Annotated in this window: 15 protein-coding genes, 1 tRNA gene and 3 pseudogenes; 14 read left to right on the top strand and 5 right to left on the bottom strand. The window is 61.7% G+C overall.

What is annotated here, in order from left to right:
• Positions 1-79: 79 nt before the first annotated feature.
• Positions 80-337, top strand: coding sequence for a hypothetical protein (locus tag AC0L39_RS11180; RefSeq protein WP_473257902.1), 258 nt, complete (start codon positions 80-82; stop codon positions 335-337).
• 61 nt (positions 338-398) lie between these two features.
• Positions 399-1,076, top strand: coding sequence for a DUF6969 family protein (locus AC0L39_RS11185; RefSeq protein ID WP_473257904.1), 678 nt, complete (start codon positions 399-401; stop codon positions 1,074-1,076).
• A gap of 3 nt (positions 1,077-1,079) precedes the next feature.
• On the opposite strand, the gene AC0L39_RS11190 is transcribed toward AC0L39_RS11185, so the two are convergent.
• Complete coding sequence (locus tag AC0L39_RS11190) at positions 1,080-1,832, bottom strand: TlyA family RNA methyltransferase (protein ID WP_473257905.1); 753 nt, start codon at positions 1,830-1,832, stop codon at positions 1,080-1,082.
• A 34-nt stretch (positions 1,833-1,866) separates the two neighbouring features.
• On the opposite strand from AC0L39_RS11190, the gene AC0L39_RS11195 reads away from it, so the two are divergent.
• The 6 genes from AC0L39_RS11195 to AC0L39_RS11220 all read left to right on the top strand — a co-directional run bounded on the left by AC0L39_RS11195 (position 1,867) and on the right by AC0L39_RS11220 (position 6,837).
• Positions 1,867-2,490, top strand: a complete 624-nt coding sequence (locus tag AC0L39_RS11195) for a hypothetical protein (RefSeq protein ID WP_473257908.1) — start codon at positions 1,867-1,869, stop codon at positions 2,488-2,490.
• Between the two features lie 518 nt (positions 2,491-3,008).
• On the top strand, positions 3,009-4,088 hold the full coding sequence (locus AC0L39_RS11200; protein ID WP_473257909.1) for a branched-chain amino acid aminotransferase: 1,080 nt from the start codon (positions 3,009-3,011) through the stop codon (positions 4,086-4,088).
• 95 nt (positions 4,089-4,183) lie between these two features.
• On the top strand, positions 4,184-4,819 hold the full coding sequence (locus AC0L39_RS11205; RefSeq protein WP_473257912.1) for a hypothetical protein: 636 nt from the start codon (positions 4,184-4,186) through the stop codon (positions 4,817-4,819).
• A complete protein-coding gene (gene trhO, locus AC0L39_RS11210) occupies positions 4,816-5,751 on the top strand; it encodes an oxygen-dependent tRNA uridine(34) hydroxylase TrhO (protein ID WP_473257913.1) in 936 nt (311 codons plus the stop codon). The genes AC0L39_RS11205 and trhO overlap by 4 nt, the downstream gene beginning before the upstream one ends.
• A gap of 6 nt (positions 5,752-5,757) precedes the next feature.
• A complete protein-coding gene (locus tag AC0L39_RS11215; RefSeq protein ID WP_473257915.1) occupies positions 5,758-6,429 on the top strand; it encodes a glutathione S-transferase in 672 nt (223 codons plus the stop codon).
• 24 nt (positions 6,430-6,453) lie between these two features.
• Complete coding sequence (locus AC0L39_RS11220; protein ID WP_473257917.1) at positions 6,454-6,837, top strand: hypothetical protein; 384 nt, start codon at positions 6,454-6,456, stop codon at positions 6,835-6,837.
• Here AC0L39_RS11220 and AC0L39_RS11225 read toward each other — a convergent pair whose 3' ends face one another.
• Positions 6,838-7,740, bottom strand: a complete 903-nt coding sequence (locus AC0L39_RS11225) for a LysR family transcriptional regulator (RefSeq protein WP_473257918.1) — start codon at positions 7,738-7,740, stop codon at positions 6,838-6,840.
• Between the two features lie 131 nt (positions 7,741-7,871).
• Between AC0L39_RS11225 and AC0L39_RS11230 the strand changes: the two genes are divergently transcribed.
• The 3 genes from AC0L39_RS11230 (at position 7,872) to AC0L39_RS11240 (ending at position 9,723) form a co-directional block, all read left to right on the top strand.
• The gene (locus AC0L39_RS11230; protein ID WP_473257920.1) at positions 7,872-8,585 is read left to right on the top strand and encodes a pirin family protein; all 714 of its coding nucleotides are present in this window, start codon (positions 7,872-7,874) and stop codon (positions 8,583-8,585) included.
• Between the two features lie 85 nt (positions 8,586-8,670).
• Positions 8,671-9,264 (top strand): FMN-dependent NADH-azoreductase, encoded by a 594-nt coding sequence (locus tag AC0L39_RS11235; protein WP_473257922.1) that lies wholly within the window; start codon positions 8,671-8,673, stop codon positions 9,262-9,264.
• 33 nt (positions 9,265-9,297) lie between these two features.
• Positions 9,298-9,723 carry a DoxX family protein gene (locus tag AC0L39_RS11240; protein ID WP_473257924.1) on the top strand — a complete coding sequence of 142 codons (426 nt, stop codon included), beginning with the start codon at positions 9,298-9,300 and terminating at the stop codon, positions 9,721-9,723.
• A gap of 64 nt (positions 9,724-9,787) precedes the next feature.
• Here AC0L39_RS11240 and AC0L39_RS11245 read toward each other — a convergent pair.
• Positions 9,788-11,861 (bottom strand): annotated as a pseudogene (locus tag AC0L39_RS11245) (NAD(+) synthase).
• 60 nt (positions 11,862-11,921) lie between these two features.
• Positions 11,922-12,936 (bottom strand): annotated as a pseudogene (locus AC0L39_RS11250) (DNA topoisomerase IB).
• A gap of 120 nt (positions 12,937-13,056) precedes the next feature.
• Between AC0L39_RS11250 and yghU the strand changes: the two are divergent.
• The 3 genes and pseudogenes from yghU (at position 13,057) to AC0L39_RS11265 (ending at position 15,533) form a co-directional block, all read left to right on the top strand.
• A pseudogene (yghU, locus tag AC0L39_RS11255) lies at positions 13,057-13,919 on the top strand (glutathione-dependent disulfide-bond oxidoreductase).
• An 85-nt stretch (positions 13,920-14,004) separates the two neighbouring features.
• The gene (locus AC0L39_RS11260) at positions 14,005-15,387 is read left to right on the top strand and encodes an MFS transporter (protein ID WP_473257926.1); all 1,383 of its coding nucleotides are present in this window, start codon (positions 14,005-14,007) and stop codon (positions 15,385-15,387) included.
• A 70-nt stretch (positions 15,388-15,457) separates the two neighbouring features.
• A tRNA-Gln gene (locus AC0L39_RS11265) sits at positions 15,458-15,533 on the top strand.
• A gap of 93 nt (positions 15,534-15,626) precedes the next feature.
• Here the strand turns inward: AC0L39_RS11265 and AC0L39_RS11270 are convergent.
• Entirely contained in the window at positions 15,627-16,463 is an 837-nt protein-coding gene (locus AC0L39_RS11270) for an SDR family NAD(P)-dependent oxidoreductase (RefSeq protein WP_473257928.1), read from the bottom strand.
• Between the last annotated feature and the right edge of the window lie 8 nt (positions 16,464-16,471).

The raw sequence follows: 16,471 nt of genomic DNA on the forward strand, positions 1-16,471 counted from the left end.
CCCCGGCAGGAATTCATCCACCCTTGCGTCCCACCTTCAAGTCAGGGCTCGATGCGAGCCTATTTTGGGGAACGATTTAATGAAAAAGACAAACTTCGCTTCGATGCTCGCTGTCGCTGGCGGTCTTGCAGTCGCTACCTCGGCATGCTCGGCTCCCGCTGAAGAAGCCGATACCGCCGCCGACGAAACCTCCATGAGCGCCGAAGCTGCCGCTGAAGAAGTAGCAGAAGCTGCCTGCGAAGCTGCTGAAGAGGTGGCTTGCTGTGCCGCTGAAGGCTGCTGCGCTGCCAAGGAAGACGGCTGCTGCGCCGCTGAAGGCTGCTGCGGCGCTGCATAAGCCTCGCACAAACGCTTAAACGCATTCGGCTGATGGCAACTCTGGTTGCTGTCGGTACGTTTTGCTTTCTACTCCTTACACCATGAACCAGATCGAAGCCGCGCAGACCGTTATCGAAACCATCACGCAGATGGCGCAGGAACAGCGCCCGCTGATGCTGCGTGTCGTGCCTGAAGAAGGCGCGAAATTCTGGAAGCACTATCCGGAAAAGGACGCGCGCGATGCGGCCTGCCAATCGCGGTGGTATTACCATGTCCACGCCGCCGGCCAGCGGGACAAGGATGAGCACGGCCACTTCCACCTCTTCCTCCACCGTACGCAATTGCCCGAGGGGCTGGAGCCCAAGGTCTGGCCGCCACAGGGAGAGGACGCAAAGGCGCATGTCACGCACCTGATCGGCCTGTCGATCGACACGCTCGGCATTCCGCGCGCATGGTTCACCGTGAACCGCTATGTCACGAACGAATTTCTCTATCCAGCCGACGTGATGATCGAGCATCTGCCCGCATTCAATGTCGACACGACCAAGGAAGACGTCCTCGTAAACCGCTTCGTCACCGCCATGGTCGCGCTCTACCGCGAGGAGATCGCCGACCTGCTGAGGCAGCGCGATGCCCGCCACGAAGAGCTGGCCGCCGAACATGGCGAAAAGGGCTATGAGAAAGAAAGCGGCACCGAAGTGCTGTCGCAAATCCCGATCGACCTCGACGAGAAGATCGGCAGTCTGGAGATGGCCTGAGCCTCAGCTCCGTATTGCGCTGATCAGGAACTCGACATTGCCTTGAGGGCCGGTGATCGGGCTTTCGACAATCCCTTCGATGTCCCAGCCAAGCCCTTCCAGCCACTCACGAACTTCACCGCAAACGCGCTCGTGCAGCGCCGGATTGCGGACCACACCACCTTTCCCCACCTCTTCGCGCGCCACTTCGAATTGCGGCTTGATCAGCGCAACCAGCTGGCAGTGCGGAGCTGCAAGTTCGAGCGGACGCTCGAGCACTTTGGCAAGGCTGATAAAGCTCGCATCACACACCACCCAGTTCACCGGGCGGTCGATCTGTTCGGCGGTCAGGATGCGCGCGCTCGTTTGCTCGTGGACGGTCACCCGCTCATCCTGACGCAGTTTCCACGCCAGCTGGTTCGTGCCGCTATCGACCGCGAAGACATGCTCCGCACCCTTGCTCAGCAGCACATCGGTAAAGCCGCCGGTCGAGCTGCCGACATCCATCGCCACCGCGCCTGCCGGATCGAGGGCGAAATGGCTGAGCGCGTGCGCCAGCTTGATCCCGCCGCGGCTGACCCAAGGATGATCGCGTCCGCGCACCTCGATCGGAGCATCTGCGGCCAGTTGCTGCCCCGGCTTTTCGATCTTCGTTTCGCCGCTAAAGACCGTGCCCGCCATGATCAGCGCCTGCGCGCGGGTGCGGCTTTCCACGAGCTCGCGCTCGACCAGCAGGTGATCGGCGCGCTTTTTCGGATGCTTTGCTGTTTTCGTCATGGACCCGAAAGGCGTTAGCGCGCATTTAAGTCCCATGAAAGCAATCTACTTACATGCCGCCGGCGCAATTGCGCTGACCTTTTCCATCGCCGCCTGTGTTCCATCGGTCGATATTCCCACTCGGGTCGGCACGACCGCGCCCGTTCCGGCGCCGACAGCGGCGCCAACCCCCGTCGCTGCGCCTGCTCCTACGCCCACTCCCACACCCACTTCGGCACCGACGCCAGCACCAGTACCGACCGTGCAGGAGCCGGCTTACGAAAATTATCTCGACGCCCCGCAAACGCCGGGCACGTGGAGCTATGTAAGTGAACCCGGCGAGACCCTTGCCCTGTTCGGCACAAGCACGGCCAGCACCGTCCTGATCGTTCGCTGCGACCGGGCGAGCGGAAATATGGGGATCGCCCGTGTGCTGGACACCGCCGCGACAGCGCCGCGCGTCATGCGCATTCAGACAGAAACCACCGAGCGATCCTTGCAAGCGACTGCGATGCAAGGCGGCAGGCCCGTGGTCGGCGCGGTCATGTCGGCTTCCGATCCGCTGCTCGACGCAATGGCCATCACCAAGGGACGCTTTGCCGTCGAGACCGAAGGACTGCCAACACTGTACGTGCCGGCATGGGTCGAAGTGAGCCGTGTCATCGAGGATTGCCGCTAGAGCGCGAGGCGCGCAGCCACCGATTCTTTTCGGACTTTCCACAGTAACGGCGAAATTCACCCGCAAACTGGCGCTGGAATCAGAAACGCCCGGGGCATCCCCTCGGGCGTATCAATGCTCATCCAGAGCGAAGGCGATCTATACTGACGTGGGAAAAGTTTTTTTCAAGTCTTGTGTTCGCGGCGCTTAAGACTCAATTATGTGCTTGAGGTTAGCGGCGAACGCGAACTTCGGCCCCCGGTGATACGGTGCGGTCTTGGCTTTCAAGCGCGAAAGGAGGTGATCCGATGTCTCATGGTTCAGTAGCGAGGTCGGTGAAGATCCCTACGGAGCATATTCGGTAGCATTTCCTAACCGAGTAAGGTTTCGTGAGCGGCACTTCCGGCCGCTGACCATGAAAGGGCGGTTCCCCGACGGGCGGAGCCGCCCTTTTCATTTGTTTTGTGCTCTTGGGCACCGGGCGCAAGCAGCACACTCCTCCCTTGCCCCCCACGCCGCACAATACTATCCGCCCAACCATGGAATTCACACGCATCCCCCACCCTTCGCCGACGCCCGACGATGTGCGCGAGGCAGCCATTGCCGATCCGGGCTTCGGCACGGTGTTCACCGACCACATGGTCACAATCGACTATGATGAAGCGAAGGGCGGCTGGCAGACCCCGCAGATCGGTCCGCGAGAAGCGATCGCGATGGACCCGGCCTCCAGCGTGCTCCACTACGCGCAGGAAATCTTCGAAGGCATGAAAGCCTTCGCCCACGCCGATGGCGGCCTTGCGCTGTTCCGGCCCGAGGCGAATGCGGCACGATTCAACGCCAGCGCGCGGCGCATGGCGATGCCGGAACTGCCGGAAGAAACCTTCCTCGCCGCCGTCCGCGAAGTCGTGAGCCAAGACGCCAGGTGGATGCCGCCGATCGAAGGCGGCTCGCTCTATATTCGCCCGTTCATGTTCGCATCCGAAGCGTTTCTCGGCGTGCGTCCGGCAAAACAATACAAGTTCGTCGTGATCCTGTGCTCTTCGGGCAATTATTTCAAAGGCGGCGTGAACCCGGTGAAAATCTGGGTGAGCCAGGATTACGTCCGCGCAGCACCCGGCGGAACCGGCGCGGCCAAGACCGGCGGCAACTACGCCGCCAGCCTCGTCCCTCAGGCCGAGGCGATTGCGAAGGGCTGCGATCAGGTCGTGTTCCTCGATGCGACCGAAAAGAAGTGGGTCGAGGAACTGGGCGGCATGAACCTGTTTTTCGTGCGCGCCGATGGCAGCGTCATCACACCGCCGCTCACCGGCACGATCCTGCCTGGCATCACCCGTGATAGCCTGATCGCGATGCTGCGCGAGGAAGGCCTGGACGTGCGCGAGGAGCCCTATTCGATCTCGCAATGGCGCGAAGAAGCCGAAAGCGGAGAGCTTCTGGAAACGCTCGCCTGCGGCACCGCAGCGGTGGTCACCCCCGTCGGCACAGTGGCGTCCCCTGCGGGCGAGTTCACCATCGGAACCGGCGGCATCGGCCAGATGGCGCAGAAGATGCGCGAGCGGCTGGAGGATCTGCAGCACGGCAAGGTCGAGGACCAGCACGGCTGGGTGATGCGGATTTGAGGCAACTACTCGCCTCTTTTTGCTTCGCTTCGGCCATCGTCGGCACCCACGGCGCTGCGAACGCGGAGGACGACGCATTCAATCTGAATGAGGCAGTGCTTGAAGAAGCGTTCCATCCGGAAAGATTCTTTCAAGGCAGGTTCAATTTCAAACCGATCCTAATCATCCAGTATCTCGGTGATGATTGGGATTACCCTATCTACTCGATTGCGCTCTTTAGCGGCTGTCATGCCGATGACCCTGAAGGTGAACCTTCCTGTCGGAACAGGCTTGAGGCACGCATGGTGCGCGCACCATATGATGGCGAGCCGGAACGCCCGCGCTGGCGCGGGACCAAGCTGCTCGGTGATCTGGCGAAGCGCGGTATTTCAAATCGTGAACAGCTTCAGGGCGCGCTCGACGGGGGAGCGGTCGAATGGTTTGAAACTGACCTTGCTGACTGTCCTTCCGCCTTGGCTAAGGCGCGCGCAGCCGATGATATTCCTTGGTTTGGCGAACCCTTGGTGAAAGAACCTTCCGATGAAATCGCACTTGTCATTCATTACGACACGATCGAAATGCGATTCCGCCCGAACTACTTCACTGACTTTCAGTATAACGGGCACATAGCCGACCACTTGCCGAGCGGTTGGGCGAGAGATTTCGCTGCAGCGCTCGAACCGTGCTGGCAAGCTTCTTCAGCGACACCGCCCTGGCGCCGAACGCCGATTGACGAGACCGACGACGAATGAGCACCGAAATTGCAGTCGCAGCGCTCTACCAGTTTACCCCATTCGATGACCCAGCCGCGATAAAGGCCCCGCTTTACCAGGTCTGCGACGCTCACGGCATTGGCGGCACGATCCTGCTCGCCAAGGAAGGGATCAACGGCACCATCGCGGGGTCGCGCGAAGGCATCGACGCTGTGCTCACGCACATTCGCGCCCTGCCCGGGTGCGCCGATCTCGAGGTCAAGTTCTCGACCGCCAAATCCATGCCGTTCAACCGGATGAAGGTGCGGCTGAAGCGCGAGATCGTCACGATGGGCCAGCCCGATATCGACCCGCGCGAGAGCGTCGGGCGCTATGTTGCGCCGGAGGACTGGAACGACCTCATCAACGATCCAGACACCGTCGTGATCGACACGCGCAACGATTACGAGGTCGCCATCGGCACCTTCAAGGGCGCAACCGACCCCCAAACGCAAAGCTTCGGCGAATTTCCGCAGTGGTTTCGCGAGCACCGCGATCAATTGCTCGAAGGCAAAAAGAAGGTCGCGATGTTCTGCACCGGGGGCATTCGCTGCGAGAAATCGACCAGTTTCCTGCGCTCGGAAGGAATCGAGGATGTGTTCCACCTCAAGGGCGGCATCCTCAAATATCTCGAAACCGTGCCCGAGGACGCGAGCCTGTGGCAGGGCGAATGCTTCGTTTTCGATGAGCGGGTTGCGGTGAAGCACGATCTTCAAATCGGCGATTACCAGCTGTGCCGTGCCTGCCGCCGACCGGTCAGCACCGAGGATATGGACAGCGAGCATTTCGAGGAAGGCATCAGCTGCCCGCATTGCATCCATGAGCGCACCGACGAACAGCGCGAGCGCTACCGCGAACGCCAGAAACAGGCGCGCCTGGCAAAGGAGCGCGGCGAAACCCATGTCGGAACGCTGCCCCGCTCGGGCGATTGAGTTGGCATGAGCGCACGCGGTCTGTCTTCTCTGCCGGTCCTCTACAGCTTCCGGCGCTGCCCCTATGCGATGCGGGCGCGCATGGCGCTGTGGGTGGCGGGGATCACGGTGGAGCTGCGCGAAGTCAAGCTGTCGAACAAGCCGCCAGAGCTCGCCGAAGCCTCATCCAAGGCGACCGTGCCAGTGCTGGTTCTTCCCAATAGCGAAGTGATCGACGAAAGCATCGCAATCATGCGCTGGGCGCTCGGACAGAATGACCCCGAAGGCTGGCTTGCTGGCGACGACAAGGCTCTGATCGAGCGCAATGATGGCCCGTTCAAGCACCACCTCGACCGCTACAAATATCCCAACCGGTATGAAGACGAGCCGGATCACGGAGCTGTCGATCACCGCGCCGCGGGGTACGAAATCCTGCGCGACCTAGATCTGCGCTTGACCGGTCCGGCCAATCTGCACGACGAACAGCGGCGCCTCGCTGACGTCGCGCTGTTTCCCTTCATCCGCCAGTTCGCCAACACCGACCGCGACTGGTTCGACGCGCAGCCGGTTCCGCATGTGCAAGCCTGGCTCGAACGCCACCTCGCATCGGGCCTGTTCAAAGCCATCATGCCAAAATTCACTCCGTGGAAAGCCGGCGACGAACCGATTGCCTTCGGACTTCCGGTAAGCCAGCCTTAACCTTTCCGCAGCAAAGTGGAGCGCATGTCGGCGCTGGCTCCCGTCCACTCGATCTCTGTTGATGAAGATCACTCCATCCTGCACTTCGCGGTCGGCGGGTTCTGGACACTCGATGCGATGGAGGTCTTTCTCGCGGACTTGACCAAAGCAGGCGCACCGTTCCTCAAGTCGCGAAGCCCCTTCAGCGCGCTTGGCGATCTGCGCGATTTCGTCCCGCAAGACCGCGAGACAGCAGAAGCCATCCGGGCCTCCTTGCTCGCCGGGCAAAAGAACGGATTACACCGGTTTGCTGTCGTTTCGAGCGCAGCGCTTGTGATGCTGCAATATCGCCGAATAACAGATGGCATCGACGTCGAGTTTTTCGATACACCGGAAGACGCCGAAAACTGGCTGCGACAGGCCGGCTGATCACTCGGGCGTCGGCGCCAATCCATCCTGAAACGCATCGATCAACCAGCTTGCCGCAGGGCCCGGCTGGTCGTCACGCCGCCACAAGGCGCTGAGCGGGTAAGCTGCACCGGGCTTTTCAGGCAAGTCGAGTTCGACCAGCAGCCCCGCTGCAATATCCTCGGCCACCTGATGGCGCGGCATGTTGCCCCAGCCCAGTCCCTCCTTGAGCAGCGCATGCTTCGCGCCGAGATCGCCCAGCCGCCATGTCAGCGGGCTGAGCACGGAAAATTCGCGGCCCTCGGTAAGGTCCGAGCGGTCGGCGAGCACAAGTTGCAGGTGCTTGCGGCTTTCGCCGGGCGGGACATCCGTGGCGGCCAACGGATAATCGGGCGCGGCGACGGGGATGAGATCAACATCGCCCACGACCTGCCGCTCGAGCGACGGATTGTCTCCGATTACCGGACCGCCAATGGCTAGCTGTGCGCGGTCATCGATCAGGCATTCTGCAACCGCGCCAAGCCCTTCGATATTGAGCGTCAGGGCCACGGTCGGAAACATGCGGCGAAACTTGCGCAGCACCTGTGCAGTGACATCGCTGGGGACCATCACGTCGAGGACCAGCCCGACGCTGCTCTCCAGCCCGGCATGCAGGCTTCGCGTCTTGGCGAGCAGCGCATCGACGCGGTCGGTGACCGAGCGCGCTTCGGCAAGCAGCCCCTCGCCCGCTTCGGTCAGCACTGGCTTGCGCGAGCCCTCTCGCTCGAACAGAGTGACCGCCAGCTGCGCCTCCAATTGCGCAATACCGTAGCTGATGGCAGACACCGCCCTGCCAGAGCTGCGCGCCGCCGCGCCAAAGCTGCCCTCCTCCGCCACGGCGAGGAAAATGCGCAATTGATCGAGGGTGGGTTCGCCGAGCTTCATGGCACTATGTTCAGATAATCCGAACATTTTGGCAAGTTTTATCGCAGTTATCTTAAGGTCCGAATGAACCTATCTCCGGTCTCAACACAGCAAGCCCGCCCTTTCGAGCTTGCACTAGAAGGAGAAAGACCATGATCGAACTTCGTCCCTTTGGCAGCCTTGGCTCAGCCAATCACGGCTGGCTCGATGCGCATCATCACTTCTCATTCGCGAGCTATCACGATCCCTCGCGCGTGAATTGGGGCAATCTGCGGGTCTGGAATGACGACATTATCGCTCCGGGTACGGGCTTTCCCACTCACCCGCACAGCGACATGGAAATCATCACCTACGTCCGCAAAGGCGCCATCACCCACCGCGACAGCATGGGTAATGAGGGCCGCACCGAAGCGGGCGACATGCAGGTCATGAGCGCAGGCAACGGCGTGCAGCACTCGGAATACAACCGCGAAGACGAGGAGACGGAGATTTTCCAGATCTGGATCATCCCCGATGAACGCGGCGGTGAACCGACCTGGGGCGCCAAGGAGTTTCCCAAGGACGACCGTGCCGGTCAGTTCGTGCCGCTTGCGACTGCCACGTCCAATGACAATGACCGTGCAGAAGGCGCATTGCCGATCCGCACCGATGCCCGCGTACTGGGCGCGACCATAAAGGCAGGGGAAAGCGTGACCTACACGCCGCGCAGCTCCGACCGTCATCTCTACCTGGTCCCTGCCACCGGCGCGGTGAGGGTCGAGGACGTGGAAGCGAAAGCGCGCGACGGTGTTGCCATCACTCAGCTCGAGCAGGTGACGATCACCGCGCTCGAAGACAGCGAAGTCGTGCTCGTCGACGCTGCCTGACCATTGACCGGAGCCAGCCGGGCATCCCCCTCTCCGGGGTCCGGCTGGCCCCACCCCGTTTCCCCCATCCAAGGAGTATCAAATCATGTCCCATATCTTACACATCACCGCTTCGATCCGCGGCGCTGAAAGTGTCTCGAACGGCATCGGCACCAAGCTGGTCGAAAACCTCATAGAGCGTGACGGCGCGAGCGTTACGACCCGCGATCTTGCGCAGAACGACATTCCCTTCGTCAGTGCAGAGCGCTTTGCAGCGAACCTCGCGCCCTATGCCGAGCGTTCGCCCGAGCAGCAGGAGCTGGCCAGCATTTCCGATACGCTGATCGAGGAGCTGCAGGCTGCCGACACGATCGTCATCAGCAGCCCGGTCTATAATTTCGGGGTTCCTGCGACGGTCAAGGCGTGGGCAGACCTCGTCGCGCGCGCCGGGACGACTTTCAAATACACGGAGAACGGCCCGGTTGGCCTGCTCGAGGGCAAGAAAGCCTATATCACCGCCGCATCAGGCGGGACGCCAATCGGCAGCGACATGGATTTCATGTCGAGCTGGCTCACATTCTTCCTCGGCTTCCTCGGCATCACGGACGTTGAAGTCATCGCCGCGGACGGGATCATGGGCCGCGACGGCGACGCGAAGATCGCTGCTGCGCATGACCGCGCTGAAAGGCTCGCCGCGTAAGCATCCCGCGCGCTCACCCTAAGGAGAACCGACATGAACACTGAAACCGCAGATACGATCGGCATTGGGCAAGCAAGCCTCGTCTCTCGGGACGCGCTTGCGCTCGTCGCCCGCTTGCTTCTGGCCGCACTCTTCATCCTCGCCGGGATCAACAAACTCGGCGCGATGGAAGGCACGGTGGGCTATATCGCTTCGGTCGGGCTTCCCCTTCCCGAGATGGTCTATTTTGGCACTGTCGCGCTGGAGATCGCCGGCGGGCTGATGCTCGCGGCCGGACTGAAGGCCCGCTATGCTGCCGGAGCGCTCGGGATCTTTACCGTGCTGACGGCGGTCATATTCCACACCGATTTCTCGCAGCAGGTCGAAATGACGATGTTCCTCAAGAACCTCGCGATTGCAGGCGGAATGTTCGCGGTCGCCGCGTTCGGTCCGGGCCGCTTTTCACTGGACCGCGGCTGAGCCGGTCAAGCCCGAAAGGGTCGCCGATGACCGGGGCGCCTTGATGCGCTCCGGCCATTTGCCACTAGTCGGAAGTCAGCGTTCCTTCCGGCAGGCTCGCGCGCAATTCCTCGGTCCAGACATCGGCGACCGCATCGGACGGCGCGCGCCAGTCTCCGCGCGGGGAAAGCGCCCCGCCCGAGCTGACCTTGGGGCCGTTGGGCAGCGCGCTGCGCTTGAACTGGCTGAAGCCGAAAAACCGCTTGAGGAAAGCTTCCAGCCAACTGGCGATGGTCTTGAGGTCGTATTCGTTCTTGCGCGCCTCCGGGAAGCCTTCTGGCCATTGGCCGGCCTTCGCATCCTTCCACGCATGGTAAGCGAGGAAAGCGATCTTGCCCGGCCTCTGGCCGTAGCGGATCGTGTGGTGGAGGAAGAAATCGTTGAGCTCATAGGGGCCAACACGCTCCTCGGTGCTCTGGATTTCTCCGTTTTCGCCAGCAGGGACCAGTTCGGGGGATATCTCCGTATCGAGTATCGCGCCTAGGACTTCGCTGCATGCGGGCACGAATTGCTCGGTGCCGATAGTCCAGCGGATGAGGTACTGGATAAGCGTCTTGGGCACGCCTGCATTCACGCCGTAATGGCTCATGTGATCGCCCACACCATATGTGCACCAGCCGAGCGCCAGTTCCGACAGGTCGCCGGTGCCGATGACAAAGCCGCTGTGCTGCCCGGCGAGGCGGAACAGGTAATCGGTGCGCAGGCCAGCCTGCACATTCTCGAAAGTCACATCGTAATGCGCCTCCCCATCGGCGTAGGGGTGGCCGATATCTTCGAGCATCAGCTTGGCTGCGGGCCTGATGTCGATTTCCTCGGCAGTGATCTCCATCGCTTCCATCAGCTTCCACGCATTGGACTTGGTGGAATCCGACGTGCCGAAGCCGGGCATGGTGTAACCGCGAATAGTGGTTCGCGGCAGGCCGAGCCGGTCGCGCGCCTTGGCCGCGACGATCAGCGCATGGGTGCTGTCCAGCCCGCCGGAAATGCCGATAACGAGGCTCTTGGGCTTGGTCGCCTGGATGCGGCGCATCAGCGCATCGACCTGAATGTTGAAAGCCTCGTAGCAATCCTCGTCGAGCGTCTTGGCGTTGTTCGGCACGAACGGGAAGCGCCGCAGCGGGCGCATCAGGCCGATATCGCCGGCTGCATTGGCGTGTTCGAACACGATGCGGCGGAAGCTGTCCTCGGGCCGGTCATGCGCTTCGGCAGCGTCAGAGAAGGTCTGGTTGCGCATACGCTCGCCCGCGATCCGGTCAGTGTCGATATCGACGATGCAAAGCTCGGGGTGGAGATCGAACCGCGCGCTTTCGGCCATCAACTCACCGAGTTCGTAAACGACACCCTGCCCGTCCCATGCAAGGTCGGTCGTGCTCTCCCCGTGGCCGCTGGCCGAATACACGTAGGCGCAGATCGAGCGCGACGAACAGGAGCGGCAATGCAAATGCCGGTCGTCCGCGCGCCCAATGGTGATCGGAGACGCGGAGAGGTTGCACAGGATATGCGCGCCGGCTAGCGCGGCAAGAGTGCCGGGCGGATTGGGCGCCCAGAAATCCTCGCAGATCTCGACCCCGAATGTGAAGCCCGGCAGGTTGGACGCGGCAAAGACCTGGTCGGTCCCGAACGGCACCTCTTCTCCGGCAACCGCGATCCACAAATCCTGGCAGTTGCGGCCATGCGCGAAATAGCGCTTCTCGTAGAATTCGCGGTAATTGGGCAGGTAGCTCTTGGGGATCACGCCGAGCAGCTCACCGCCCGCGATCACCAGCGCGCAATTGTAGATCTTGGAATTGCGGCGCAGCGGCGCGCCCACGACCAGCACCGGAGTGAGGTCCGCAGAGGCCTCGATCACTTCGCTTACCGCCTGCTCGACCCGGTCCAGCAGCGCGTTCTGCAAATGCAGGTCGTCGATGGCGTAGGATGACAGGCACAGTTCGGGATAGACCAGCAGGTCGACATGGCATTCATGCGCGCGCTCGGCCTCGGAAATCACGCCCGCCGTGTTGTAGGCCACGTCGCCGGTGCGCGCGCGGGGTCGAGGTTGCGACACGGACAAAGCCATGTGCGTGCATATCGTAGAAGCGATGCGAAGTGTCGGCCATGCGTGGTCAGGCTCCCCATTGGTGCTGCAATAGCCCTCTAGCGGCTAACGCGCGGTCTTCCTAGGCGGCTAGCAATTGCCCGGCTGGCGGGCCTTCGTCGAGGAGATCGAGCAAGCCGCGTTCGGTCCGGGTAAGCCACTTGGTCGATCGCGGCAGGCGCAGGCTCTCGCGCCATCCGCGCTGGCCCGACACGCGCTCGATCACGGCGGGGTGGATGTAGCTTTTGCGGGCGGTCGCAGGCGTGTTGCCGAGGCGCTGCGACACATCATCGAGAATGGCGCTGATGGTCAGGTCATCCTCCGCCTGCACCAACGCCTCATAGGCAAAGACGCTGGCATGCCACGTGCGAAAATGCTTGGCGGAAAAGTCATCGCCCATCGTCTCCCGAATATAGGCGTTCACCGCGTCGGACGTGACGGGATGGGCAGTGCCTGCATCATCCTCGAACCGGAACAGATGCCGGTTGGCACCATTTCCGGGCAGATCCTTCATCGTGCGAACCGCCTTGGCGAGGCGGTACGTCGGTGAGCTCGACTTTGCGCTCCCTGCCGCCCTTGCCATTGAAACTGAGGTGGAGCGTCCGCGCTCCGACGTCGGCATGCTTGCGGCGCAGGGTGGTCGCTCCAAAGCTGTCATTGGCCTCGGTATATTGCTCGTTACCGACCCTGATAGCGCTGAGGTCCAGCAGGCGGACGACGCAGGCCGCGGCGCGCGTCTCGGTCATTTCCGACTGGGCCAGATCGTCATCGATCCGCGCGCGGATCAGCGGGAGCTTGCGGCCAAAACCGGCGCAGCGATCAAACTTGTCGCCTTCGCGCATCCGGCGGAATTCGGGGTGATAACGGTATTGCTTGCGCCCGCGATTATCGTAGCCGGTGGCCAGGATGTGCCCATTGGGTGCGGGGCAGAACCACTCGTCGGTATAGGCTGGCGGCAAGGCGACCGCATTCAACCGGCGGCGCTCGGCGGGATCGCGGATCAGCTTTCCCTCCGGATCGTAATAGGCATAGCCGGTGCCCGCGCCCTTGCGCGTGATGCCCGGCAGGCTGTCATCGACATAGATAAGCTTTTCCATCTCAAAGGAAATGCGCCAGCCATCCTGCGGGTTCCGGCTTGCGCTTTGACCGGTGAAGCGCCAACTCACCTCGCAAGGGTCAGATTGACAGACAATCCCTCCAGCTAGGAGACACGAAGAATGGCCGATCCCACCTACACCCCGCCCGAAGTCTGGAGCGCCGACACCGTCTCCGGCGAGTCGCTTTGCCAGCATCAACCGCCCGACATCGGGCGCGCGCGAAGACAAGGACTTACCCTCGGGCGACAATCCGTTCCAGCTGCATTCGCTCGCCACGCCCAACGGCGTGAAGGTGACGATCATGCTCGAGGAATTGCTCGAAAAGGGCCATTCAGGCGCGGAATACGATGCGTACACCGTGAACATCGGCGAAGGCGAACAGTTCACCAGCGGCTTTGTCGAGATTAACCCGAACTCCAAGATCCCTGCCCTGATCGATGCGAGCGGCGATGAGCCGTTTCGCATATTCGAGAGCGGCGCGATCCTGGTCCACCTGGCCGAGAAATTCGGCGAGTTTCTGCCCACCGATCCGGCGGCGCGCGCCGAAGTGCTCAGCTGGGTGTTCTGGCAGGTCGGCACCGGCCCCTTCATTGGCGGCGGCTTTGGCCATTTCTACGCCTATGCGCCGGAGAAATACGAATATCCGATCAACCGCTACGCGATGGAAACCAAGCGCATCTTCGACGTTGCAGACAAACGGCTGGGCAAGACGCGGTTCCTCGCAGGCGACGAATACAGCATCGCCGACATGGCAAACTTCCCGTGGCTTGCCCCCTTCGTGTTCGGCAAGATCTACAACGAGGCGAAGACGTTCCTGTCGATCGATGAATATGAAAACGTTGCGCGCTGGGTGCATGAAATCAACGCGCGCCCTGCGGTGAAGCGCGGTACGGATCGTGAACAAGGTCTGGGGCGATGATGAAGCCACGCAAATGCGCGAGCGCCATTCCGCCGCTGACTTCGAAGGAAAGAAGCTGGACTGACGAATTGCCGAGGACGAGCAGGGGCCGGATGCGCTTGACTTGTAACGCCGCCTCCCGTCCTCTCGGGCGATGAGAGGTATCCGCATTGACTGAAGCGCGCAGGGAACGTGTCGGGCTGGGCGAAAAGCTTGGCTATGGCATCGGCGATCTTGCCGCCGGGCTGATCCTGAATTTCTTCGGGTTCTTCCTGCTGTTCTATTTCGTCGATCTCGGCGGACTTGCGCCGGCTGCCATCGGCCTGATGCTGCTTCTGACCAAGCTGATCGATGCTTTCACCGACCCGATGATGGGCGCGATTGCAGATCGCACCCGCGCGCGCTGGGGCAGATACCGCCCCTATCTGCTGTTCGGCCCGGTACCGCTCGGGATAGCGATCGTCCTGATTTTCGCGGCACCCGAAGGGTTGAGCAACACATGGCTAATCGTCTGGGCCTATGCGACGTACACCCTCTCCATGTTGGCCTTTACAGCGGTCAACATCCCCTATGGAGGGCTGCTGGGCGTTATCTCGCCGGTGTCGGAAACGCGCGCTAGCGTCACCGCCTATCGAATGTTCTTCTCTGCACTGGGAGGCATATTGGTCGGCGCTCTTGGCACAACGCTCGTGAGGGAACTTGGCGGGGGAGACGATGCGCTCGGCATCTTGCTGACCATATCCTGCATCGCCGCTGTATCGGTGTTCTGTTTGCTCGTCACATTCGCCACGACGAAGGAGCGCATTCCGTTCGCCGACACCAATGGCTCGCTGTCCGGCGACCTCAAGGTGCTCGTGCGCACCGGCCCCTGGATCGCGGTCGCGATTGCCGCGATCCTGGGAGTGACGGCCATCGCCGCACGGGCGGGCAGCGCACTGTTTTTCTTCAAATATGTCGTGGGCGACGATGGATCGCCGGTGTTCCTGTTTCTCGACCGCCCGGCCCTGTTCCTGACCGCGCTCGCCTTCGGACAGATTACCGGCGTGATCGTGGGCAATTTGCTGCAAAAAAGCTTCGAGAAAGCGCATCTCCTGATCGCTGCAGGGGCGCTCAAGGCGGTGATGATAACCGTGTTCTACTTCCTGCCGCTCGATGCGATTGGGTTGCAAACGTTTGTACAATATCTCGTCGGGATCGGCTTCGGAATGTTGATGGTGCTGTCCTATTCGATGTTCACCGACATCGCGGAGTTCATCGACTGGAAGTCCGGCCGCCAGATGACGGCATTGGTGATCGCCGCTTCGGTCTTTGCTGTGAAGGCAGGCATCGCATTCGGGTCGGCCATCCCGGGCTTCACGCTCGACCTGACCGGCTTCGTGAATGGAGAAGTGCAGAACGAGACGGCGCTGATGGGCATCCAGATTGCGTTCGCCGTGATACCGGCGGGCGTCATGATCCCGGCCATAATCGCGCTGTTGTTCTACGGCATCAATCGGCAGGTCATCACCAAGGTCGAACTCGACCTTTCAGCGCGCCGCACCGCGCCAGCGTGAACTTTGCGCAGATTACAGCGCTGCTGCCTCTTCACATCCGCGCCAGACGCGTTATATGCGCGCCATCTGCTGGGGTGTAGCCAAGTGGTAAGGCACTGGTTTTTGGTACCGGCATGCGCAGGTTCGAGATCCTGCCACCCCAGCCAGATAATTTTCATATATTGGACCGCGCTACCGCTTCGCTGCTTGAGCGCACATAACCGCGCTACCGCTTCGCTGCTTGAGCGCACATAACCGCGCTACCGCTTCGCTGCTTGAGCGCACATAACCGCGCTACCGCTTCGCTGCTTGAGCGCAGATATCAGCTCCCCGCAGACGGCTTGCCCGATGCCTGCATGGACTGCCCTGTCACCCACGCGCTGGCAGGCGACACAAGATACAGCACCAGCGCCGCAATATCGCGCGGTGTGCCCAGCCGCCCTGCAGGCAGAGCCAGTTGCTCGAGCAGCGGCCCGAAATCCTCGTCCGTCATATCGAGCGCTTTTTTCACGGTATCGGTTGGTACAGAATCCTGGCAGGATCGAATTGACCCGCGTTTTCGGGCCCAACTCCATCGAGAGCGTGCGGGTGAGCATGTTCACGCCCGATTTGGCGGCGCTGTAATGCGCGCTGCCGGGAAACGGCTCGACCGCAGCGAGCGAGGAGATATTCACCATCGCGCTGCCCTCCCCGAAATACGGCACGGCGGCCTGGACGCTGTAAAAGATCGAGGACAAGTTGACCGCCAGCGTCTTGTCCCATTCGGCGGGATCGAGCTCGGCAAGCGGCGCGGAGACAAGCGAACCGCCGGCATTGTTCACCCATATATCGAGCTGGCCGAACTCCTCGACCGCGCGCGCGGCGAGCGCCATCATGTCCTCTCTGCTCGACACGTCGGTCTTGAGCGTGATCGCCCGGCCGCCATGATTGCTCGCATTGATCAGATCGGCGGTGTGCTCGATCTGGTCGGTCGAGCGTGCAGCGCACACGACATTCGCGCCCGCTTCGGCGAGCAGCGTCGCAATGCCCTCCCCGATACCGCGTCCCGCGCCGGTGACGACGGCGGTCTTTCCCGAAAGATCGAACAGGTCCTGCATAACTTGTC

The organism is Erythrobacter sp. K21-9 (assembly GCF_055808355.1).

Coding starts and splice junctions, on each gene's coding strand:
- AC0L39_RS11190 (WP_473257905.1), bottom strand. CDS start 1,832: ATGACGAAAACAGCAAAGCATCCGAAAAAGCGCGCCGATCACCTGCTG.
- AC0L39_RS11225 (WP_473257918.1), bottom strand. CDS start 7,740: ATGAAGCTCGGCGAACCCACCCTCGATCAATTGCGCATTTTCCTCGCC.
- AC0L39_RS11220 (WP_473257917.1), top strand. CDS start 6,454: ATGTCGGCGCTGGCTCCCGTCCACTCGATCTCTGTTGATGAAGATCAC.
- AC0L39_RS11235 (WP_473257922.1), top strand. CDS start 8,671: ATGTCCCATATCTTACACATCACCGCTTCGATCCGCGGCGCTGAAAGT.
- AC0L39_RS11180 (WP_473257902.1), top strand. CDS start 80: ATGAAAAAGACAAACTTCGCTTCGATGCTCGCTGTCGCTGGCGGTCTT.
- AC0L39_RS11215 (WP_473257915.1), top strand. CDS start 5,758: ATGAGCGCACGCGGTCTGTCTTCTCTGCCGGTCCTCTACAGCTTCCGG.
- AC0L39_RS11200 (WP_473257909.1), top strand. CDS start 3,009: ATGGAATTCACACGCATCCCCCACCCTTCGCCGACGCCCGACGATGTG.
- AC0L39_RS11270 (WP_473257928.1), bottom strand. CDS start 16,463: ATGCAGGACCTGTTCGATCTTTCGGGAAAGACCGCCGTCGTCACCGGC.
- AC0L39_RS11195 (WP_473257908.1), top strand. CDS start 1,867: ATGAAAGCAATCTACTTACATGCCGCCGGCGCAATTGCGCTGACCTTT.
- AC0L39_RS11230 (WP_473257920.1), top strand. CDS start 7,872: ATGATCGAACTTCGTCCCTTTGGCAGCCTTGGCTCAGCCAATCACGGC.
- AC0L39_RS11240 (WP_473257924.1), top strand. CDS start 9,298: ATGAACACTGAAACCGCAGATACGATCGGCATTGGGCAAGCAAGCCTC.
- trhO (WP_473257913.1), top strand. CDS start 4,816: ATGAGCACCGAAATTGCAGTCGCAGCGCTCTACCAGTTTACCCCATTC.